The following is a 15,781-nucleotide window of genomic DNA, read 5'->3' as shown; positions in this document are numbered from 1 at the left end:
TTTTTGAATTATAAGCAAATGTAAGCTGAATATTTAAGCTATGCAAAAACAAAATCAATTTTTATTAAATAGTTTTTATGCGTAATTTTGTGGTGCTTTTTTAGGAGCTATTTCCCGCTGTCCGCGCTACACGGTAGCTCGCTCCCATCGGGGCTAAAAACGTAAAGCTACTTATTAACATATAATAAATCAAAATGGAATACAGAATAGAAAAAGATACTATGGGTGAAGTTAAAGTGCCAGCTGATAAATATTGGGGTGCACAAACCGAACGTTCCAGAAATAATTTTAAAATTGGTCCATCCGCATCAATGCCAAAAGAAATTATAGAAGGATTTGCCTATTTGAAAAAAGCCGCCGCATATGCCAATTGTGATTTGGGTGCTTTGTCAACCGAAAAGCGTGACGCCATTGCAGCCGTTTGCGAAGAAATCCTTGCCGGCAAACTAGCTGATGAATTTCCATTAGTAATTTGGCAAACCGGTTCAGGAACACAAAGTAATATGAATGTGAATGAAGTCATTGCCAATCGAGCCCAAGTTTTAGCCGGATTCAAAATTGGCGAAGGCGAACAACTAATAAAAGCCAATGACGATGTGAACAAATCACAATCATCAAACGATACTTTTCCAACTGGAATGCACATTGCATGCTATAAAGCGGCTGTAGAAACTACAATTCCAGGAGTTGAAAAACTACGCGATACTTTAGAGGCAAAAGCCAAGGAGTTCATGAATGTGGTGAAAATTGGAAGAACACACTTAATGGACGCAACACCTTTGACATTAGGTCAGGAAATTTCGGGTTATGTTGCTCAATTAAACTACGGAATCAAAGCCTTAAAAAATACGCTTTCTCATTTATCAGAAGTAGCCCTTGGCGGAACTGCGGTTGGAACCGGATTAAATACACCAGCCGGTTATGATCTGAAAGTAGCCGAATATATTGCCAAATTTACAGGACATCCATTTGTTACTGCTCCAAATAAATTTGAGGCTTTGGCTTCTCATGATGCTATTGTTGAGTCTCACGGTGCTTTAAAACAATTGGCTGTTTCTTTAAATAAAATTGCAAATGATGTTAGAATGCTAGCTTCAGGTCCACGTTCCGGAATTGGTGAAATCATAATTCCGGAAAATGAACCAGGTTCATCTATAATGCCAGGAAAAGTAAATCCTACACAATGCGAAGCCTTGACTATGGTTTGTGCCCAAGTAATAGGTAACGATGTAGCAATTGCTGTGGGTGGAATGCAAGGTCATTATGAATTGAATGTTTTCAAACCGGTAATGGCAGCTAACTTTTTGCAATCGGCTAGATTAATTGGAGATGCATGTCTTTCTTTTGAAGAACATTGCGCTAGCGGTATCGAACCAAATCTTAAGCGTATCAAAGAATTAGTTGATAATTCTTTGATGCTAGTAACAGCATTAAACACTAAAATCGGATATTACAAATCGGCTGAAATAGCCCAAACTGCTCATAAAAACGGAACAACTTTGAAAGAAGAAGCTGTTAGATTGGGTTATGTTTCTGCAGAAGATTTTGATGCTTGGGTAAAACCCGAGGACATGGTTGGCAGTTTGAAGTAATTCTATTGTGTTACTTTAAAGTACATAGAAACATAGATTTTGAAACTTAACAAGAAGCTTTGCTTTAGCATAGAATAATCAATCTTATTTTCTATGAATCTATGTGGTAAAATTATAGTTTTAAATAAAAAAAATCCCGACTAGCGTCGGGATTTTTCGATCTGTCAAAATCAAACAAAACAATAATCAAACTATTTTTTCTTCATAAACATATTGGTGTAGTATTTTTTTCCGGTAGTTTCATCAACTGTTACGGATATACCCAAATGAGTGTAATCGCCTTCGATGTTGGCTTTGTGAGCTGGGCTGTTTAACCAAGCACTCATTGCGCTTTCGGCTGTTTGGTAGTTATAGGCAATGTTCTCGCCTACTCTTCCGGCTCCTAATACTTCTACTAGGTTGTTAGATCTTTGTTGGAAATAATCGTGATTTACAACTTTATTGTCAATCATATAAATATTGTGCTCTTGAGATTTATAAGAGATATGGTTGATTACTTCAAGTGTATTCAATCCAATACTTGCACGATAATTATTGATTAGTGTAACAAGTTTCAACTCAGTGTCATTGTAATTGTAGGTAGTTACAAGTTTTTTGTCAGTTGAAGAACCTTCTGAAGAGTCAGAAGAACAAGATACCATAGTGAACACGATTGCTAACGGCAACAATGCTCTAAACATTTTTGCTTTCATAGTAGTAGGTTAAGTTTTTTAATAAAGTAGATGTGGGGCAAACACTTTATTTAGATTAATATTGACAGAACGTATTGTTTGATTTGGTTAGACAATTCTACAACTTTTAACGTTTAAAGTGCAAATAAAATCGATTAAATGCACTATTTTAATTATATATAAGGAATATTTCCTACTTAAATGCATTTCGTCGATAGTATTTTATTTATTCATAAAACTAAAAAACCACTCGTGAGAGTGGTTAAATTACTATTGAAAACGAAGTTAAACAATTTAAGGTGAGAGCCTTTCTATCTGCCAATTGAAATCATCTTGGAGTTTATACCTGATTCTGTCGTGAAGTCGGTTTGGTCTTCCCTGCCAAAACTCTACTTCAATTGGTCGAACTAAAAATCCGCCCCAAAAATCAGGACGAGGAATATCTTTACCTTCATAAGCAGATTCTAACTGTTTTAATTTATTATCCAAATAGTCTCTTGATGGAATAACTTCGCTTTGTGCAGAAACTATAGCGCCTAGTTTACTTCCATCTGGCCTTGAGCCGAAATAATTATCTGATATTGATTCCAAAGTTTTCTCAGCTGTTCCTTTAATAATAACTTGTCTTTCCATACTATGCCAAAAGAAGGAGAGACAAATATTTGGATTGTTTAGAATAGCTTTTCCTTTTTCAGAATTGTAATTGGTATAAAATATAAAACCTTCTTCATTGAATTTTTTTAGCAAAACTACTCTCGATTTAGGAAAACCATCTAAACCAATAGTAGCAACTGTCATAGCATTGACCTCATCTACTCCGCCAAACTCTTGGGTTTCATAAAACCATTTGTGGAATAAATTGATTGGATCTTCCGGAATAGTGTTTTCTAAAAGTTGACTTTTCTCGTAGGACTTTCTATAATTGCTTAAATCTTCCATTTTTACTTTTATATTATGCTACAAAATTAATACAATTCTATTTGGAATTATTTTATTAAAATTCAAATGTTTTACCATCATCAGCTAACAATACATCCGAATATATGGTTCCAGCTTCTTGTTGAAATAAATCAATATTGGCATAACGTGTACTATAATGACCTAAAATTAATTGTTTAACATTTGCTTTTGCTGCAATAGTTGCCGCTTGTTTCGCTGTGCTGTGCATTGTTTTCTCGGCTTTCTCAGCTTCTGATTCCAAAAATGTAGTTTCATGATACAACAAATCACAATTTTGAATTATCGGAATAATTGATTCGTCATACATTGTATCGCTACAGAATGCATAACTTTTTGGCTGGATTGGATCAAAGGTGATTTCTGCATTTGGAATTACAGTTCCGTCTTCAAGTGTGATATCGCTTCCGTTCTTAATCTTCTGATAATAACAAGTGTCAATATGGTATTCCTGAACAGCGTCAACATTCAGTTTTCTGTCACCAATTTTTTCCTCAAACAGAAATCCATTAGTATATATTCTGTGTTTTAAGGGAATTGTTTTTACAACTACTTTTTCATCTTCATAAACAATCTCGCTTTCTTTAGATATCAATTCATGAAAATATAAATTATATCCTGTGAACGAGTTGGAATAACGCAACTGAAGCAATATAATTTCTTTTATGCCTTTTGGTCCATACACATGCAAATCAGTTTGTCGATTTAACAACATAAAGGTTGAAATCAATCCTACTAATCCATAAAAGTGATCACCATGTAAATGTGAAATAAAAATATGATTGATTTTGGAAAACTTGAGTTTGTTTTTGCGTAACTGGACTTGAGTTCCTTCTCCACAATCAATTAGAAACATTCGGTTTCTGATTTCCAAGACTTGCGATGTTGGATTAGTAATGGTTCGTGGAGTTGCTGCATAACAGCCAAGAATGGTTAACTTCATTATATACTAAAATCCTAAATCGCGTTCTATCTCTTCCATTTCTATAATGTCATGAGCTTCTAAAATTGTGGGTACAAGCATAATATTTTTTGGCACAGTATTAAAATTAACGCTATTGTTCACAAGCACTAACGACTTTTTTTCTTTAGAATGAATTTTAATCATTTCAGTAAAAAGTTTTATATCATCCATTGTCAATGCTTTATCATTAGATAAATCGACAATAATATTTTGCGATTTAAAACTATTGTATTCGTGATGTAGCTTTTGATAGAACTCGGCAGTACTGCCTTGTGTATTTCTAATAGTTGTGGTATGTCCCTTTTTCTCTACTTTCATTTTAGAATGCGAATATTATATTATGATGCTAATTTACTAAGATTTTGTCACTATTCATTGATTTGTTGCTGTGAAATTCGTTTGGATAATGTAGTTCATAGAATATTATGGTTTTTCATCGGTGAAATACCTCTTTTTTTAACATTTTATAGACAAACTGCACAAAAAAAACGCTGAAAACCCTTGAATTCATTGATTTTGTCGATTAAACGACTTTTAAGGTTAGTTATCGAAAATATTTTCAGTGAGAGAAGTGTTGCCGTAGTTTTGGTAAAGAAATAAGAAACAAACCCAATATTATGACAACAGCTAATAACAACAGAACTCAAACAAACATCAAATTATTTGTTGCATTTGTATTATTAGTATTATCATCTACTGGAGCATTTGCTCAAACAAATACTACTAGTGTTGTTGCAACTACTTCTACTGAGGTTTCTGTATCTAAAGACGCTACAATGACTATCACTACTGATAACACTGTTGCTTCTTCAATGGATTTTGCAGTTTGGTTCATGGGTTCTAAAAAAACTTCTAACAACAATACATCAAACGGAACATTCAGCAAAAAACAATTGATTAACTCTGGTATCAATACAAACAGTGTGTTAATCAGATCTTTCTTGAAAAAAGTTTCTACTCAAGAAAATGGTGTTGCATAATTATTTTTTTAAATATATTTTGGTTAGTTTAGGAAAATAAAAAGTCCCGATTTAAATCGGGACTTTTTTAATACAATCAGTTTTAATAATTTGACTAATTAGTTTTTAGCTTTTAATGCTTTGTACTTATCGGTCATTTCAAGAGCATTATAAACACTTAATAAAGTTTTTCTTGCTGCATCATCATCAGCTTTTAATTCAACTGCTTTTTCAAGATAAGGGAGTACTGATTTAAAATTCTTATCTCTTTCCAGTTTAATAGCATCGTAACGCTTGTTATCCTTTTCTGAAGTCCCCAATTTGTTCATTTCAGTAACTAATTTTTCGTCAGCTCTTAATATTAATTCAGACAAATTAAATAGTGCATTAAAATAATTAGGATCTAATTCTATGGCTCTTTTATAATATTTCTGAGCTTCGTCAATCTTATTGGCATTGCTACTAATAACCCCTAAATTATAAACTAAATCCGCATTATTAGGATTCTTTTCTAATGCTTGATTTATTAATCGTGTATAATTATCAAAGTCTTTATTGGCTAAATACAATTCAGCTTCAGCCATTGATAAGCTTTCATCACTAGGATTTTCTTTTTGGGCATCCTGAATTGCTTTAAGTGCTTCAGCCGTTTTACCTTTTTCTTTTAATATCAATGCAATGTTTTTATATATCTCCCCACGTTTTGAAGGAAGTTTTTCTTCTCTTGGTTTAGAATGTGAACCTGAAGTAACTGCTATATCTCTTAGACTTTTATTAACTCCAAAATTTTCTTCAACATTGCCAGCGTTGTTAACGGCTAAATATATTGTGCCTTCACCTGAATAATTCAAGTTTTTTAAAGTTTCATAATAACTCAGTGCATTATCGTAATCCTGTGCGTTTACACTATAAGAAGCTGCGTAAAACAATATGTCAATATCTTTTTTATCTAAAGTATAAATAGAATAAAATACATCCGCCGCCTCTTTTGTTTTATCAAACTTTCCTAATGCAAATCCGTAATCTATTAATTGTGGTTTATATGCGGTTATTGTTTCTGCTATTTTATCTGTATAAACTTTTTTTCCTGTCTTTTTCTCATATTCTAAAGTTGCATTTAATCCATTAGCTAAATCTGAAATTACTTTTGGACTAATCAACTTTGCGTAAGCTACCTGAATTTGTTGCGGTGACATAGTCTTGTCTAATACCATTGATTCCAATACCGGAATCATCGCTTTATAAAACCCAACATAAATTTTGTCTCCTTCTTCGGTAGCAAGTGGTTCGGCTTTACTGACCAACGACTTGTATTCTACTAAATCGTTTCCTTTTATTTCATCTCTTCCGTAAATTTTCTTTAGCGTTTTTAACTCATCTTTTTGTGCAAAAGATGAAACAGAAACTAGTACTGCCGAAGCCAATACAATATGTTTTATTTTACTCATAACTTTTATTATTTGTTTATTTTTGAATTGTTTCACTAGTTCGCTTTCGCTCGTGCCGTGAATCTCCGATTTCATTTTTTTTATTTTTAATTTATAAATAAAATCACCAATTAAAATGTTCTAATTGGTGATTTTCAGTTTTTTATTCATCGTCCTCAGAATCGTCTTCAGCGTCATCTTCTTCTACGATATCGTCATCTTCTTCTTCTTCGTCTTCAACTGAACCATCATCTTCTAGAACTTCTAGAACTGGTTTTACTCTTTCTATTGTTTCTACTTCAATTACGTTTCCTTCTTCATCTAATTCTGGCTCAGAAACATCATCTTTCATTACTTTAGTAACAGCAGCAATAGAATCGTTCCCTTTGATATTAATAAGTTTCACTCCTTGCGTTGCTCTTCCCATTACTCTCAAATCTTCAACCGCCATTCTAATAGTTAATCCCGATTTATTGATAATCATCAAATCATCAGCATCCGTAACTGAATTAATAGAAATCAGTTTTCCAGTTTTTTCAGTAATGTTTAATGTTTTCACACCTTTTCCACCACGATTTGTGATTCTATATTCATCAAGTGAAGAACGTTTTCCGTAACCGTTTTCAGCAACTACAAGGATTTCACTTTCCATGTCGTTTACTGTAACCATTCCAATTACTTCGTCGGTTTCATCTTTTAAGGTAATTCCACGTACACCCGAAGCTGTTCTTCCCATTGGACGCGTTTTAGTTTCTTCGAAACGAACCAATTTACCCGATTTAACAGCTAATATAATTTGGCTTTCACCGTTTGTTAATTGAGCTCCTAATAATTCGTCATCTTCTTTAATAGTTATGGCTGCAACTCCGTTAACTCTTGGTTTAGAATATTTGTCCAAAGACGTTTTCTTAACCTGACCTTTTTTGGTAACCATAATAAGATTATGGCTATTGGTATATTCTTTATCTTTTAAATCTTGTGTACAAATAAATGCTTTTACTTTATCGTCAGATTCGATGTTGATAAGATTTTGTAACGCTCTTCCTTTGGCTGTTTTGCTTCCTTCTGGAATTTCATACACACGCATCCAGAAACATTTTCCTTTTTGCGTAAAGAACATCATGTATTGATGATTCGTTGCCACATACATATGCTCTAAGAAATCTTGGTCTCTTGTTCCGGCACTTTTTTGTCCAACTCCTCCTCTATTCTGTGTTTTATATTCAGTAAGATTAGTACGTTTGATATAACCTGCATGCGAAATGGTGATTACTACATTCTCATCGGCAATTAAATCTTCAATACTTACATCTCCACCAGAATATTCAATAAGCGAACGACGAGCATCGCCGTATTTGTCTCTGATTTCGATTAATTCTTCTTTAATCAATGCTGTTCTTAAATTTACATCCGCTAATAAAGCTTTCAAATGCTCAATTAATTTCATCAACTCTTCATATTCAGCTCTCAACTTATCTTGCTCAAGACCTGTCAACTGACGCAAACGCATTTCAACAATAGCGCGAGACTGTATATCGGATAGATTAAATCTTTCTATTAATTTTTCTCTTGCTTCTTCGGTATTTTTAGAACCACGAATCAATGCAATTACTTCGTCAATGTTATCTGAAGCGATGATTAAACCTTCTAAGATATGCGCTCTTTCTTCTGCCTTACGCAATTCGAAATTTGTTCTTCTAACCACAACATCATGACGGTGTTCAATAAAATAATGAATCATATCTTTCAGATTCAACATTTGTGGACGACCTTTTACTAATGCGATATTGTTGACACTAAACGAAGATTGTAATTGGGTAAATTTATAAAGTGTATTCAAAACTACATTTGGAGTAGCATCTCGCTTCAAAATATAAACAATACGCATACCATTTCTATCTGATTCATCACGAATATTGGCAATGCCTTCTATTTTCTTTTCATTTACTAAATCAGCCGTTCTTTTAATCATGTCAGCTTTGTTGACTTGATACGGAATTTCAGTAACAATAATCGATTCGCGACCATCAACTTCTTCAAAATTCACTTTAGCACGCATTACAATTCGTCCACGACCGGTTTTGAATGCTTCACGAACACCTTCCATACCATAAATAGTTCCTCCAGTAGGAAAATCTGGTGCTTTGATATGTGTTATTAATTCATCAATTTCAATGTCATTATTATCAAGATACGCTAATGTTCCGTTGATAACTTCAGTTAAATTATGTGGAGGCATATTGGTAGCCATACCAACCGCAATTCCTGTTGCGCCGTTAATCAACAATGTAGGAACACGCGTTGGCATAACCGTTGGTTCGTACAAAGTGTCATCAAAGTTTAACTGAAAATCAACCGTTTCTTTTTCGATATCGGACATTATTTCTTCCGAAATTTTACGCATTCTTGCCTCGGTATATCGCATTGCTGCCGGACTATCGCCATCGACAGAACCAAAGTTACCTTGACCATCAACTAATAAATAACGTAAACTCCATTCTTGCGCCATACGAACCATAGCATCATAAACCGAGGTATCTCCGTGTGGATGATACTTTCCTAAAACTTCTCCAACAATTCTTGCGGATTTTTTGTGAGCAGATTTTGAAGTTACGCCAAGATCATACATACCATAAAGTACTCTTCTATGCACTGGTTTTAAACCGTCACGCACATCTGGCAATGCTCTTGAGACAATAACCGACATCGAATAATCGATGTAAGCTGATTTCATTTCATCTTCGATGTTAATTGGAATTAACCTTTCTCCGTCAGACATATTCTATAAATTATTTAATAAAAATTATTTTTAATTCGAAACGTGCTAATATAGGGTAATTAAAAAAAATTAGAAGCATTTTTAGCCCACAAATTTCAATGATTTATTAACAAAATAGGGAAGATTTTTGGTTAATAAGTTAGTGGCAATACTACTTTTATTATTGGCATTTTTTTTGTCAATTAGCTGACAGTACTTTTAGTGGGAATGGTTTTTGTTAAAATCATTTTGAATAACTAAATTTACATCACCAATTCTATATTTATGGATGATAATTTTTCACCTAGAGTTAAAGACGTAATCACCTATAGCAAAGAAGAAGCTTTGCGCTTAGGTCATGACTTCATTGGGACCGAACATCTGATGCTCGGTATTTTAAGAGACGGAAATGGTAAAGCAATTACCATTCTCAATAATCTTTCTGTTGATTTGGAACATTTGCGAAAGAAGGTTGAAATACTCAGCCCTGCAAATCCAAATGTGGAAATCAATAACGAAAAGAAAAACCTACACTTGACTCGTCAAGCGGAACGTGCGTTGAAAACTACCTTTTTAGAAGCTAAAGTTTTTCAAAGTTCGTCTATTAGTACGGCACATTTATTATTGTGTATTTTAAGAAATGAGAATGATCCAACAACCAAACTACTGCATCGTCTAAAAATAGACTATAATGTAGTAAAAGAACAGTATTTAAATATGACACCAAGCGAAGAAGATTTTAATGATAATTTGCCAACAAACGAATCTTATAATGAGGATTCAGGACAAGATGACAGTTTGAAAGAAGGCAGTTTTAATAATCCTGCAAATAAGACCAATAAAAAATCTAAAACGCCTGTTTTAGATAATTTTGGTCGTGATTTAACCGAGATGGCAGAAGAAGGAAAACTCGACCCAGTTGTTGGTCGTGAAAAAGAAATTGAAAGAGTTTCTCAAATCCTTAGCAGAAGAAAGAAAAATAATCCGTTACTAATTGGCGAACCTGGTGTTGGTAAATCTGCCATCGCTGAAGGTTTAGCCTTGCGAATTATTCAAAAGAAAGTATCCCGAATTTTGTTCAACAAAAGAGTTGTGACTTTAGATTTAGCCTCTTTAGTTGCCGGAACAAAATACCGTGGACAATTCGAAGAAAGAATGAAAGCCGTAATGAACGAACTAGAAAAGAATGATGACATTATCCTTTTCATTGACGAAATTCATACGATTGTAGGTGCTGGTGGTGCAACAGGTTCTCTTGATGCTTCTAACATGTTTAAACCTGCTTTAGCTAGAGGCGAAATACAATGCATTGGTGCTACTACGCTTGACGAATACAGACAATATATCGAGAAAGATGGCGCGTTAGAAAGACGTTTCCAAAAAGTAATTGTAGAACCAACTTCAGTTGAAGAAACCATTACGATTCTGAATAACATCAAAAACAAATACGAAGATCATCATAGCGTTACTTATACAGATGAAGCAATTGAAGCTTGTGTGAAATTGACCAACAGATACATGTCAGAGCGTTTTCTTCCAGACAAAGCTATTGATGCTCTGGACGAAGCTGGTTCAAGAGTGCATATTACTAATATTGATGTTCCTAAACAAATTCTTGAACTAGAACGTCAGTTAGAAGAAGTACGCGATTTGAAAAATTCTGTAGTTAAGAAACAGAAATATGAAGAAGCAGCCAAACTTCGTGATGATGAAAAACGTTTAGAAAAAGATTTAGCCATTGCTCAAGAACAATGGGAAGAAGATTCTAAAAGCAATCGTATTTTGGTTACAGAAGATAATGTTGCCGATGTTGTATCGATGATGACTGGAATTCCAGTAAACCGTATAGCCCAAACAGAAAGTAATAAATTAGCTCATCTTCCAGACTTAATTAAAGGGAAAGTAATTGGTCAAGACGAAGCCGTTTTAAAAATCTCTCGTTCTATTCAAAGAAATCGTGCTGGCTTAAAAGACCCAAATCGTCCGATTGGTTCGTTTATTTTCTTAGGACAAACCGGAGTTGGAAAAACACAGTTAGCGAAAGTTTTAGCCAAAGAATTATTCGACTCTGAAGATGCCTTAATTAGAATTGACATGAGCGAATACATGGAGAAATTTGCGATTTCCAGATTAATCGGTGCACCTCCAGGATATGTTGGTTATGAAGAAGGTGGACAATTAACAGAAAAAGTGAGAAGAAAACCCTATTGCGTGGTACTTTTAGACGAAATTGAAAAAGCACATCCCGATGTTTTCAATATGATGTTACAAGTATTAGACGATGGTTATTTAACAGATAGTTTGGGGCGAAAAATCGACTTCAAAAACACTATTATTATTATGACTTCTAATGTTGGAGCGCGTCAATTGAAAGATTTTGGACAAGGTGTTGGATTTGGAACTGCCGCAAAAATTGCGCAGGCTGATGACAATTCAAAAAGTGTCATCGAAAATGCTTTAAAGAAAACTTTCGCTCCTGAATTCCTAAACCGAATTGATGATGTAATTGTTTTCAATCCACTAGAAAAACATGACATCGATTTGATTATCGAAATCGAATTGAAAAAATTATATGGCAGAATTGAAGAATTAGGTTATAAATTAAATCTTTCTGATAAAGCCAAAGCATTTATCGCTGATAAAGGTTTTGACAAACAATTTGGAGCGCGTCCCTTAAAAAGAGCTATCCAAAAGTATGTTGAAGATGCTTTAGCCGAAGAAATAATTACTTCCAAAATTGCTTCAGGAGATCAGATTTTTATGGATTTAGACGAAACTACGCAAGAGTTGACCGTTGCGATTCAAAAAGCAAAAAAATCAACCAGTTAAGAATATAAATTAATTAATTTTAAACCACGAATTCACGAATGAATTATATATTTCGAGAGTTCGTGGTTTTTTAATTTTTTACCATGTCACAAAATAAAATTGTATTAGGTTCAGAAGAATGGTGTGCCTTTCCTGAACTTGGCTTGCCCGCCATTAAAGCTCGTGTAGATTCGGGAGCAAAGACCTCGGCTTTACATGCAATCAACATTGCACCATTTATTAAAGAAGGTGAAAACTGGGTGAAATTTGATATCAATCCAATTCAAAACAATCTAAAAACAATAATTCATTGTGAAGCCAAACTTATTGACAAACGGATTGTTAAAAGTTCAAGTGGTTTCAGAGAACAACGTTATGTCATTCAAACCAATTTAAAAATTGGCAATGACAAATGGGAAATTGAAATGACTTTAACCAATCGAGACTCAATGGGATTCCGGATGTTACTAGGTCGGGAAGCTATGAGTGGCAGAATATTAGTTGACCCTGAACAGAAATATCTTTTAGGACTAACCTCCGCAGAGAATTTAAAAGACTTGTATACCAATTATTCTGTAACAAATACTAATGGTTTGCGAATTGGCCTTTTAGCAAGTAATCCAGATTTATATAGCAACAGACGTATAATGGAGGCTGGAGAAATGCGTGGGCATCAAATGCATTTTCTAAACATCAAGGAATGTTATATGAAACTCGATGCCGATAAGCCCGAGATTCATTATAGAGGTGGTAAAATTTTGGATAATTTTGATGCTATAATACCTAGAATTCGGCCAAGTATTACTTTTTATGGTTGCGCTCTTACAAGGCAATTTCAGGCTATGAAAGTATATTGTTTAAATTCGGCAGCAGCCATTACACAATCAAGAGACAAACTGTTTTCGTTGCAATTATTACTGCGAAATGGAATTGATATTCCAACTACAGGTTTTGCCAATTCTCCTTTAGATACCGATGATTTGATAAAAATGGTTGGAGGCCCACCTTTGATAGTAAAATTATTAGAAGGCACTCAAGGAAAAGGTGTCGTTTTAGCTGAAACCAAAAAAGCATCAGAATCGGTTATCAATGCATTCAAAAGCTTAAATGCCAATATCTTAGTGCAAGAATTCATAAAAGAAGCTGATGGCAAAGATTTAAGGTTGTTTATTGTTGACGGAAAAGTAGTAGCTGCTATTCAACGGGAAGCTGCGCCAGGAGAATTCAGAGCCAATATTCATATGGGAGGAACAGCATCAATTATCAAACCTACGGCTGATGAAAAACGAATAGCCATAAAAGCCGCAAAAGCGATGGATTTAAAAGTAGCCGGCGTTGATATTATTCGTTCCTCAAAAGGACCATTATTGCTTGAGGTTAACTCTTCCCCTGGATTAGAAGGTATCGAAGGAGCAACCAATAAAGACATTGCAGGAGAAATGATTAAAGCCATTGAAAAGAACTTTAAACTGAAAAAATAAAATAGAAATGAATCCTTATCTAGACATCGTATTTCGTAGTATAGCCATCTATTTATTTATGGTTATTGTTTTACGCATTTTCGGCAAAAAACAGTTATCCCAATTAAATACTGCCGATGTAATACTGATATTGTTAATCAGTAACTCAGTTCAAAACGCCATGGTTGGTAACAATACATCGTTATATGGAGGTATGGTTGCAGCATTAGCACTATTTGTGGTCAATTTCATTTTTAAAAAGGTAATGTCTAAATCTAATTTCATTAGAGAATTGGTACAAGACACACCGGAAATACTGATTCATGATGGCAAAATAGCATTTGCAACCATAGCCAAATTAGGTATTACCAATGAAGAATTGCTTGAAGCCATGCGTGAACATGGTGTCGAATATTATAAAGATGTCAAATTAGCGATGTTTGAAATAGACGGTAGTATCAGCATTATTTCGGGAGACAAAAATCTGAGACAATCGCATCATAAACGCAAAATCCATAAAACATTAGGAACTTTAAATAACTAAAGTTATGAATAAAAACAGATTAGAAGCATTTAGCGATGGGGTTTTAGCCATAATCATCACTATAATGGTATTGGAATTCAAACTTCCAGACGGCGCGAATTCTGATGCCCTAAAACCATTATTACCTAAGTTCTTAAGTTACATTTTGAGTTTTATTTATATCGGAATTTATTGGAACAATCACCACCATATGATGCATACAGTGAATCAGGTAAACGGTAAAATCCTTTGGGCTAATTTGCATTTACTGTTTTGGTTGTCTCTCATTCCGTTTGCAACAGCTTGGAATGGCGAAAATCATTTTGCTCCTTTTCCGATGATGTTGTATGGAATAATCTTATTAATGAATGGCGTAGCCTATTATATTTTGCAACAACTAATTTTAAAACACCACGGAAAAGATTCGCTATTATCAAAAGCCCTTGGTAAAGATTATAAAGGAAAATCATCACCTTTATTTTATTTAATTGCGGTTTTGTTTGCTAATTATTATCCTATAGTTTCTGGATCTATCTACATTTTTGTAGCTTTGATGTGGCTCGTGCCAGATAAAAGAATTGAACGGATCTTTAATCGAGAATAATTTTCAAATAACCGAATAACAAAATGAACACACTATCACAACTCATCGTCGGATTTATTGCACTACTGCACATCTATATTCTTTGGCTAGAAATGTTTGCCTGGACAACACGAGGCAGAAAAGTCTTTAAAACCATTCCCGAGGACCAATTTGAAAAAACCAAAGTAATGGCCGCCAACCAAGGGTTGTATAACGGATTTCTAGCCGCAGGTTTAATTTGGTCGCTTAGTATTACAACTATTGATTGGTCAATAAACATAGCCATCTTTTTCCTTTCGTGTGTATTAATTGCCGGAATTTATGGGGCAATGACAGCTTCTAAAAGAATTTTCTTTGTTCAAGCGGTTCCTGCTATTTTGGGATTATTGAGTTTTATGTTGCAGATTTAATCTGTTCTTTTAAAACTATGACTATAGCCAAACTTTTTAAGTTTCAACATATTTTTAAACTCTTTTCTTGTAAGTTGAATAATATTTCTAGTTGAATCAATTTTTTGGACTTTTGTTTTTGATAATGAATCTATTCTGTCTAAATCTTTAAACGAAGCTAATGTTGTAAGGTTTAATATCCTTTTATCTAAACTTAACATTTTAATTTTCCAGAAAATCGAATCTTTAGTATTTAAGATTACTGAACCTTTAATTTTTTTGGCAATTTGATTTTCAGATATTGAAAAGATAGTATCATAATCCATTGAAGTAATTTCTATTGAATCTTTAAGTTTCCTAAATTCGTAAAATTCACTTTTAAAACAAATTCTATTTCCGACGATTTTAGAACTGTCTTTTATTTTTTCAAAGTCTTCAAAACTTGTGTTGTTTTTTCTAACCCATTTATAAATAAGCTGCTTATCAGTTACAATTAGATAAGTTGAATCTGTGTCAATGTATCTTCCAATAATTTTTCTAGGAAAAGAACCAATCTTGCTATCACTTATTGGTTGTGATTGTTGAAATGAAAAATCAGTTTCAGTAATTACTGCATCAGCTTGTTTACAACTACTCAATAAAAAAAGAATAATTAGAATTAGAAAATAATGGAGAGTTTTCATAAGTTTT

At 33.7% G+C, this 15,781-nt stretch carries 14 protein-coding genes; 7 read left to right on the top strand and 7 right to left on the bottom strand.

Going from position 1 to position 15,781, the window contains the following annotated elements:
- Positions 1-194 precede the first annotated feature (194 nt).
- Positions 195-1,592: a class II fumarate hydratase gene (gene fumC, locus QWY90_RS06545; protein ID WP_290285077.1), complete on the top strand. Its 1,398-nt coding sequence runs from the start codon at positions 195-197 to the stop codon at positions 1,590-1,592.
- Positions 1,593-1,783: 191 nt separating this feature from the next.
- Here fumC and QWY90_RS06540 read toward each other — a convergent pair whose 3' ends face one another.
- The 4 genes from QWY90_RS06540 to QWY90_RS06525 all read right to left on the bottom strand — a co-directional run bounded on the left by QWY90_RS06540 (position 1,784) and on the right by QWY90_RS06525 (position 4,502).
- Positions 1,784-2,284 (bottom strand): CAP domain-containing protein, encoded by a 501-nt coding sequence (locus tag QWY90_RS06540; RefSeq protein WP_290285076.1) that lies wholly within the window; start codon positions 2,282-2,284, stop codon positions 1,784-1,786.
- Positions 2,285-2,557: 273 nt separating this feature from the next.
- Positions 2,558-3,202: a pyridoxamine 5'-phosphate oxidase gene (gene pdxH / locus QWY90_RS06535; protein ID WP_290285075.1), complete on the bottom strand. Its 645-nt coding sequence runs from the start codon at positions 3,200-3,202 to the stop codon at positions 2,558-2,560.
- Between the two features lie 55 nt (positions 3,203-3,257).
- Positions 3,258-4,163, bottom strand: coding sequence for a ribonuclease Z (locus QWY90_RS06530; protein ID WP_290285074.1), 906 nt, complete (start codon positions 4,161-4,163; stop codon positions 3,258-3,260).
- Between the two features lie 6 nt (positions 4,164-4,169).
- Positions 4,170-4,502 (bottom strand): ribonuclease Z, encoded by a 333-nt coding sequence (locus QWY90_RS06525; protein WP_290285073.1) that lies wholly within the window; start codon positions 4,500-4,502, stop codon positions 4,170-4,172.
- A 299-nt stretch (positions 4,503-4,801) separates the two neighbouring features.
- On the opposite strand from QWY90_RS06525, the gene QWY90_RS06520 reads away from it, so the two are divergent.
- Entirely contained in the window at positions 4,802-5,164 is a 363-nt protein-coding gene (locus tag QWY90_RS06520; protein WP_290285072.1) for a hypothetical protein, read from the top strand.
- A gap of 98 nt (positions 5,165-5,262) precedes the next feature.
- On the opposite strand, the gene QWY90_RS06515 is transcribed toward QWY90_RS06520, so the two are convergent.
- Both QWY90_RS06515 and gyrA read right to left on the bottom strand, forming a co-directional pair.
- Entirely contained in the window at positions 5,263-6,666 is a 1,404-nt protein-coding gene (locus QWY90_RS06515; RefSeq protein ID WP_290285071.1) for a tetratricopeptide repeat protein, read from the bottom strand.
- Positions 6,667-6,733: 67 nt separating this feature from the next.
- Positions 6,734-9,349 (bottom strand): DNA gyrase subunit A, encoded by a 2,616-nt coding sequence (gene gyrA / locus QWY90_RS06510; protein WP_290285070.1) that lies wholly within the window; start codon positions 9,347-9,349, stop codon positions 6,734-6,736.
- A 264-nt stretch (positions 9,350-9,613) separates the two neighbouring features.
- Here gyrA and QWY90_RS06505 point away from each other — a divergent pair, with 264 nt between their 5' ends.
- From QWY90_RS06505 to QWY90_RS06485, 5 genes are all read left to right on the top strand, one after another.
- Entirely contained in the window at positions 9,614-12,157 is a 2,544-nt protein-coding gene (locus QWY90_RS06505; RefSeq protein WP_290285068.1) for an ATP-dependent Clp protease ATP-binding subunit, read from the top strand.
- Positions 12,158-12,240: 83 nt separating this feature from the next.
- Positions 12,241-13,617 (top strand): 30S ribosomal protein S6--L-glutamate ligase, encoded by a 1,377-nt coding sequence (gene rimK / locus QWY90_RS06500; protein ID WP_290285067.1) that lies wholly within the window; start codon positions 12,241-12,243, stop codon positions 13,615-13,617.
- Positions 13,618-13,624: 7 nt separating this feature from the next.
- On the top strand, positions 13,625-14,140 hold the full coding sequence (locus QWY90_RS06495; protein ID WP_290285066.1) for a DUF421 domain-containing protein: 516 nt from the start codon (positions 13,625-13,627) through the stop codon (positions 14,138-14,140).
- A gap of 4 nt (positions 14,141-14,144) precedes the next feature.
- On the top strand, positions 14,145-14,723 hold the full coding sequence (locus QWY90_RS06490) for a TMEM175 family protein (RefSeq protein WP_290285064.1): 579 nt from the start codon (positions 14,145-14,147) through the stop codon (positions 14,721-14,723).
- A gap of 23 nt (positions 14,724-14,746) precedes the next feature.
- Positions 14,747-15,112 (top strand): DUF1304 domain-containing protein, encoded by a 366-nt coding sequence (locus QWY90_RS06485; RefSeq protein ID WP_290285063.1) that lies wholly within the window; start codon positions 14,747-14,749, stop codon positions 15,110-15,112.
- On the opposite strand, the gene QWY90_RS06480 is transcribed toward QWY90_RS06485, so the two are convergent.
- Complete coding sequence (locus QWY90_RS06480) at positions 15,109-15,774, bottom strand: hypothetical protein (RefSeq protein WP_290285062.1); 666 nt, start codon at positions 15,772-15,774, stop codon at positions 15,109-15,111. The two genes, QWY90_RS06485 and QWY90_RS06480, sit on opposite strands and share 4 nt — an antisense overlap.
- Positions 15,775-15,781 lie beyond the last annotated feature (7 nt).

The organism is Flavobacterium paronense, assembly GCF_030409795.1.
GTDB lineage: Bacteria > Bacteroidota > Bacteroidia > Flavobacteriales > Flavobacteriaceae > Flavobacterium > Flavobacterium paronense.
This window is presented reverse-complemented; position numbering and strand designations above follow the sequence as displayed.

Excerpts from the sequence above, each read along its gene's own strand:
- fumC (WP_290285077.1), top strand. The coding sequence starts at position 195 with ATGGAATACAGAATAGAAAAAGATACTATGGGTGAAGTTAAAGTGCCA.
- QWY90_RS06540 (WP_290285076.1), bottom strand. The coding sequence starts at position 2,284 with ATGAAAGCAAAAATGTTTAGAGCATTGTTGCCGTTAGCAATCGTGTTC.
- pdxH (WP_290285075.1), bottom strand. The coding sequence starts at position 3,202 with ATGGAAGATTTAAGCAATTATAGAAAGTCCTACGAGAAAAGTCAACTT.
- QWY90_RS06530 (WP_290285074.1), bottom strand. The coding sequence starts at position 4,163 with ATGAAGTTAACCATTCTTGGCTGTTATGCAGCAACTCCACGAACCATT.
- QWY90_RS06525 (WP_290285073.1), bottom strand. The coding sequence starts at position 4,502 with ATGAAAGTAGAGAAAAAGGGACATACCACAACTATTAGAAATACACAA.
- QWY90_RS06520 (WP_290285072.1), top strand. The coding sequence starts at position 4,802 with ATGACAACAGCTAATAACAACAGAACTCAAACAAACATCAAATTATTT.
- QWY90_RS06515 (WP_290285071.1), bottom strand. The coding sequence starts at position 6,666 with ATGAAATCGGAGATTCACGGCACGAGCGAAAGCGAACTAGTGAAACAA.
- gyrA (WP_290285070.1), bottom strand. The coding sequence starts at position 9,349 with ATGTCTGACGGAGAAAGGTTAATTCCAATTAACATCGAAGATGAAATG.
- QWY90_RS06505 (WP_290285068.1), top strand. The coding sequence starts at position 9,614 with ATGGATGATAATTTTTCACCTAGAGTTAAAGACGTAATCACCTATAGC.
- rimK (WP_290285067.1), top strand. The coding sequence starts at position 12,241 with ATGTCACAAAATAAAATTGTATTAGGTTCAGAAGAATGGTGTGCCTTT.
- QWY90_RS06495 (WP_290285066.1), top strand. The coding sequence starts at position 13,625 with ATGAATCCTTATCTAGACATCGTATTTCGTAGTATAGCCATCTATTTA.
- QWY90_RS06490 (WP_290285064.1), top strand. The coding sequence starts at position 14,145 with ATGAATAAAAACAGATTAGAAGCATTTAGCGATGGGGTTTTAGCCATA.
- QWY90_RS06485 (WP_290285063.1), top strand. The coding sequence starts at position 14,747 with ATGAACACACTATCACAACTCATCGTCGGATTTATTGCACTACTGCAC.
- QWY90_RS06480 (WP_290285062.1), bottom strand. The coding sequence starts at position 15,774 with ATGAAAACTCTCCATTATTTTCTAATTCTAATTATTCTTTTTTTATTG.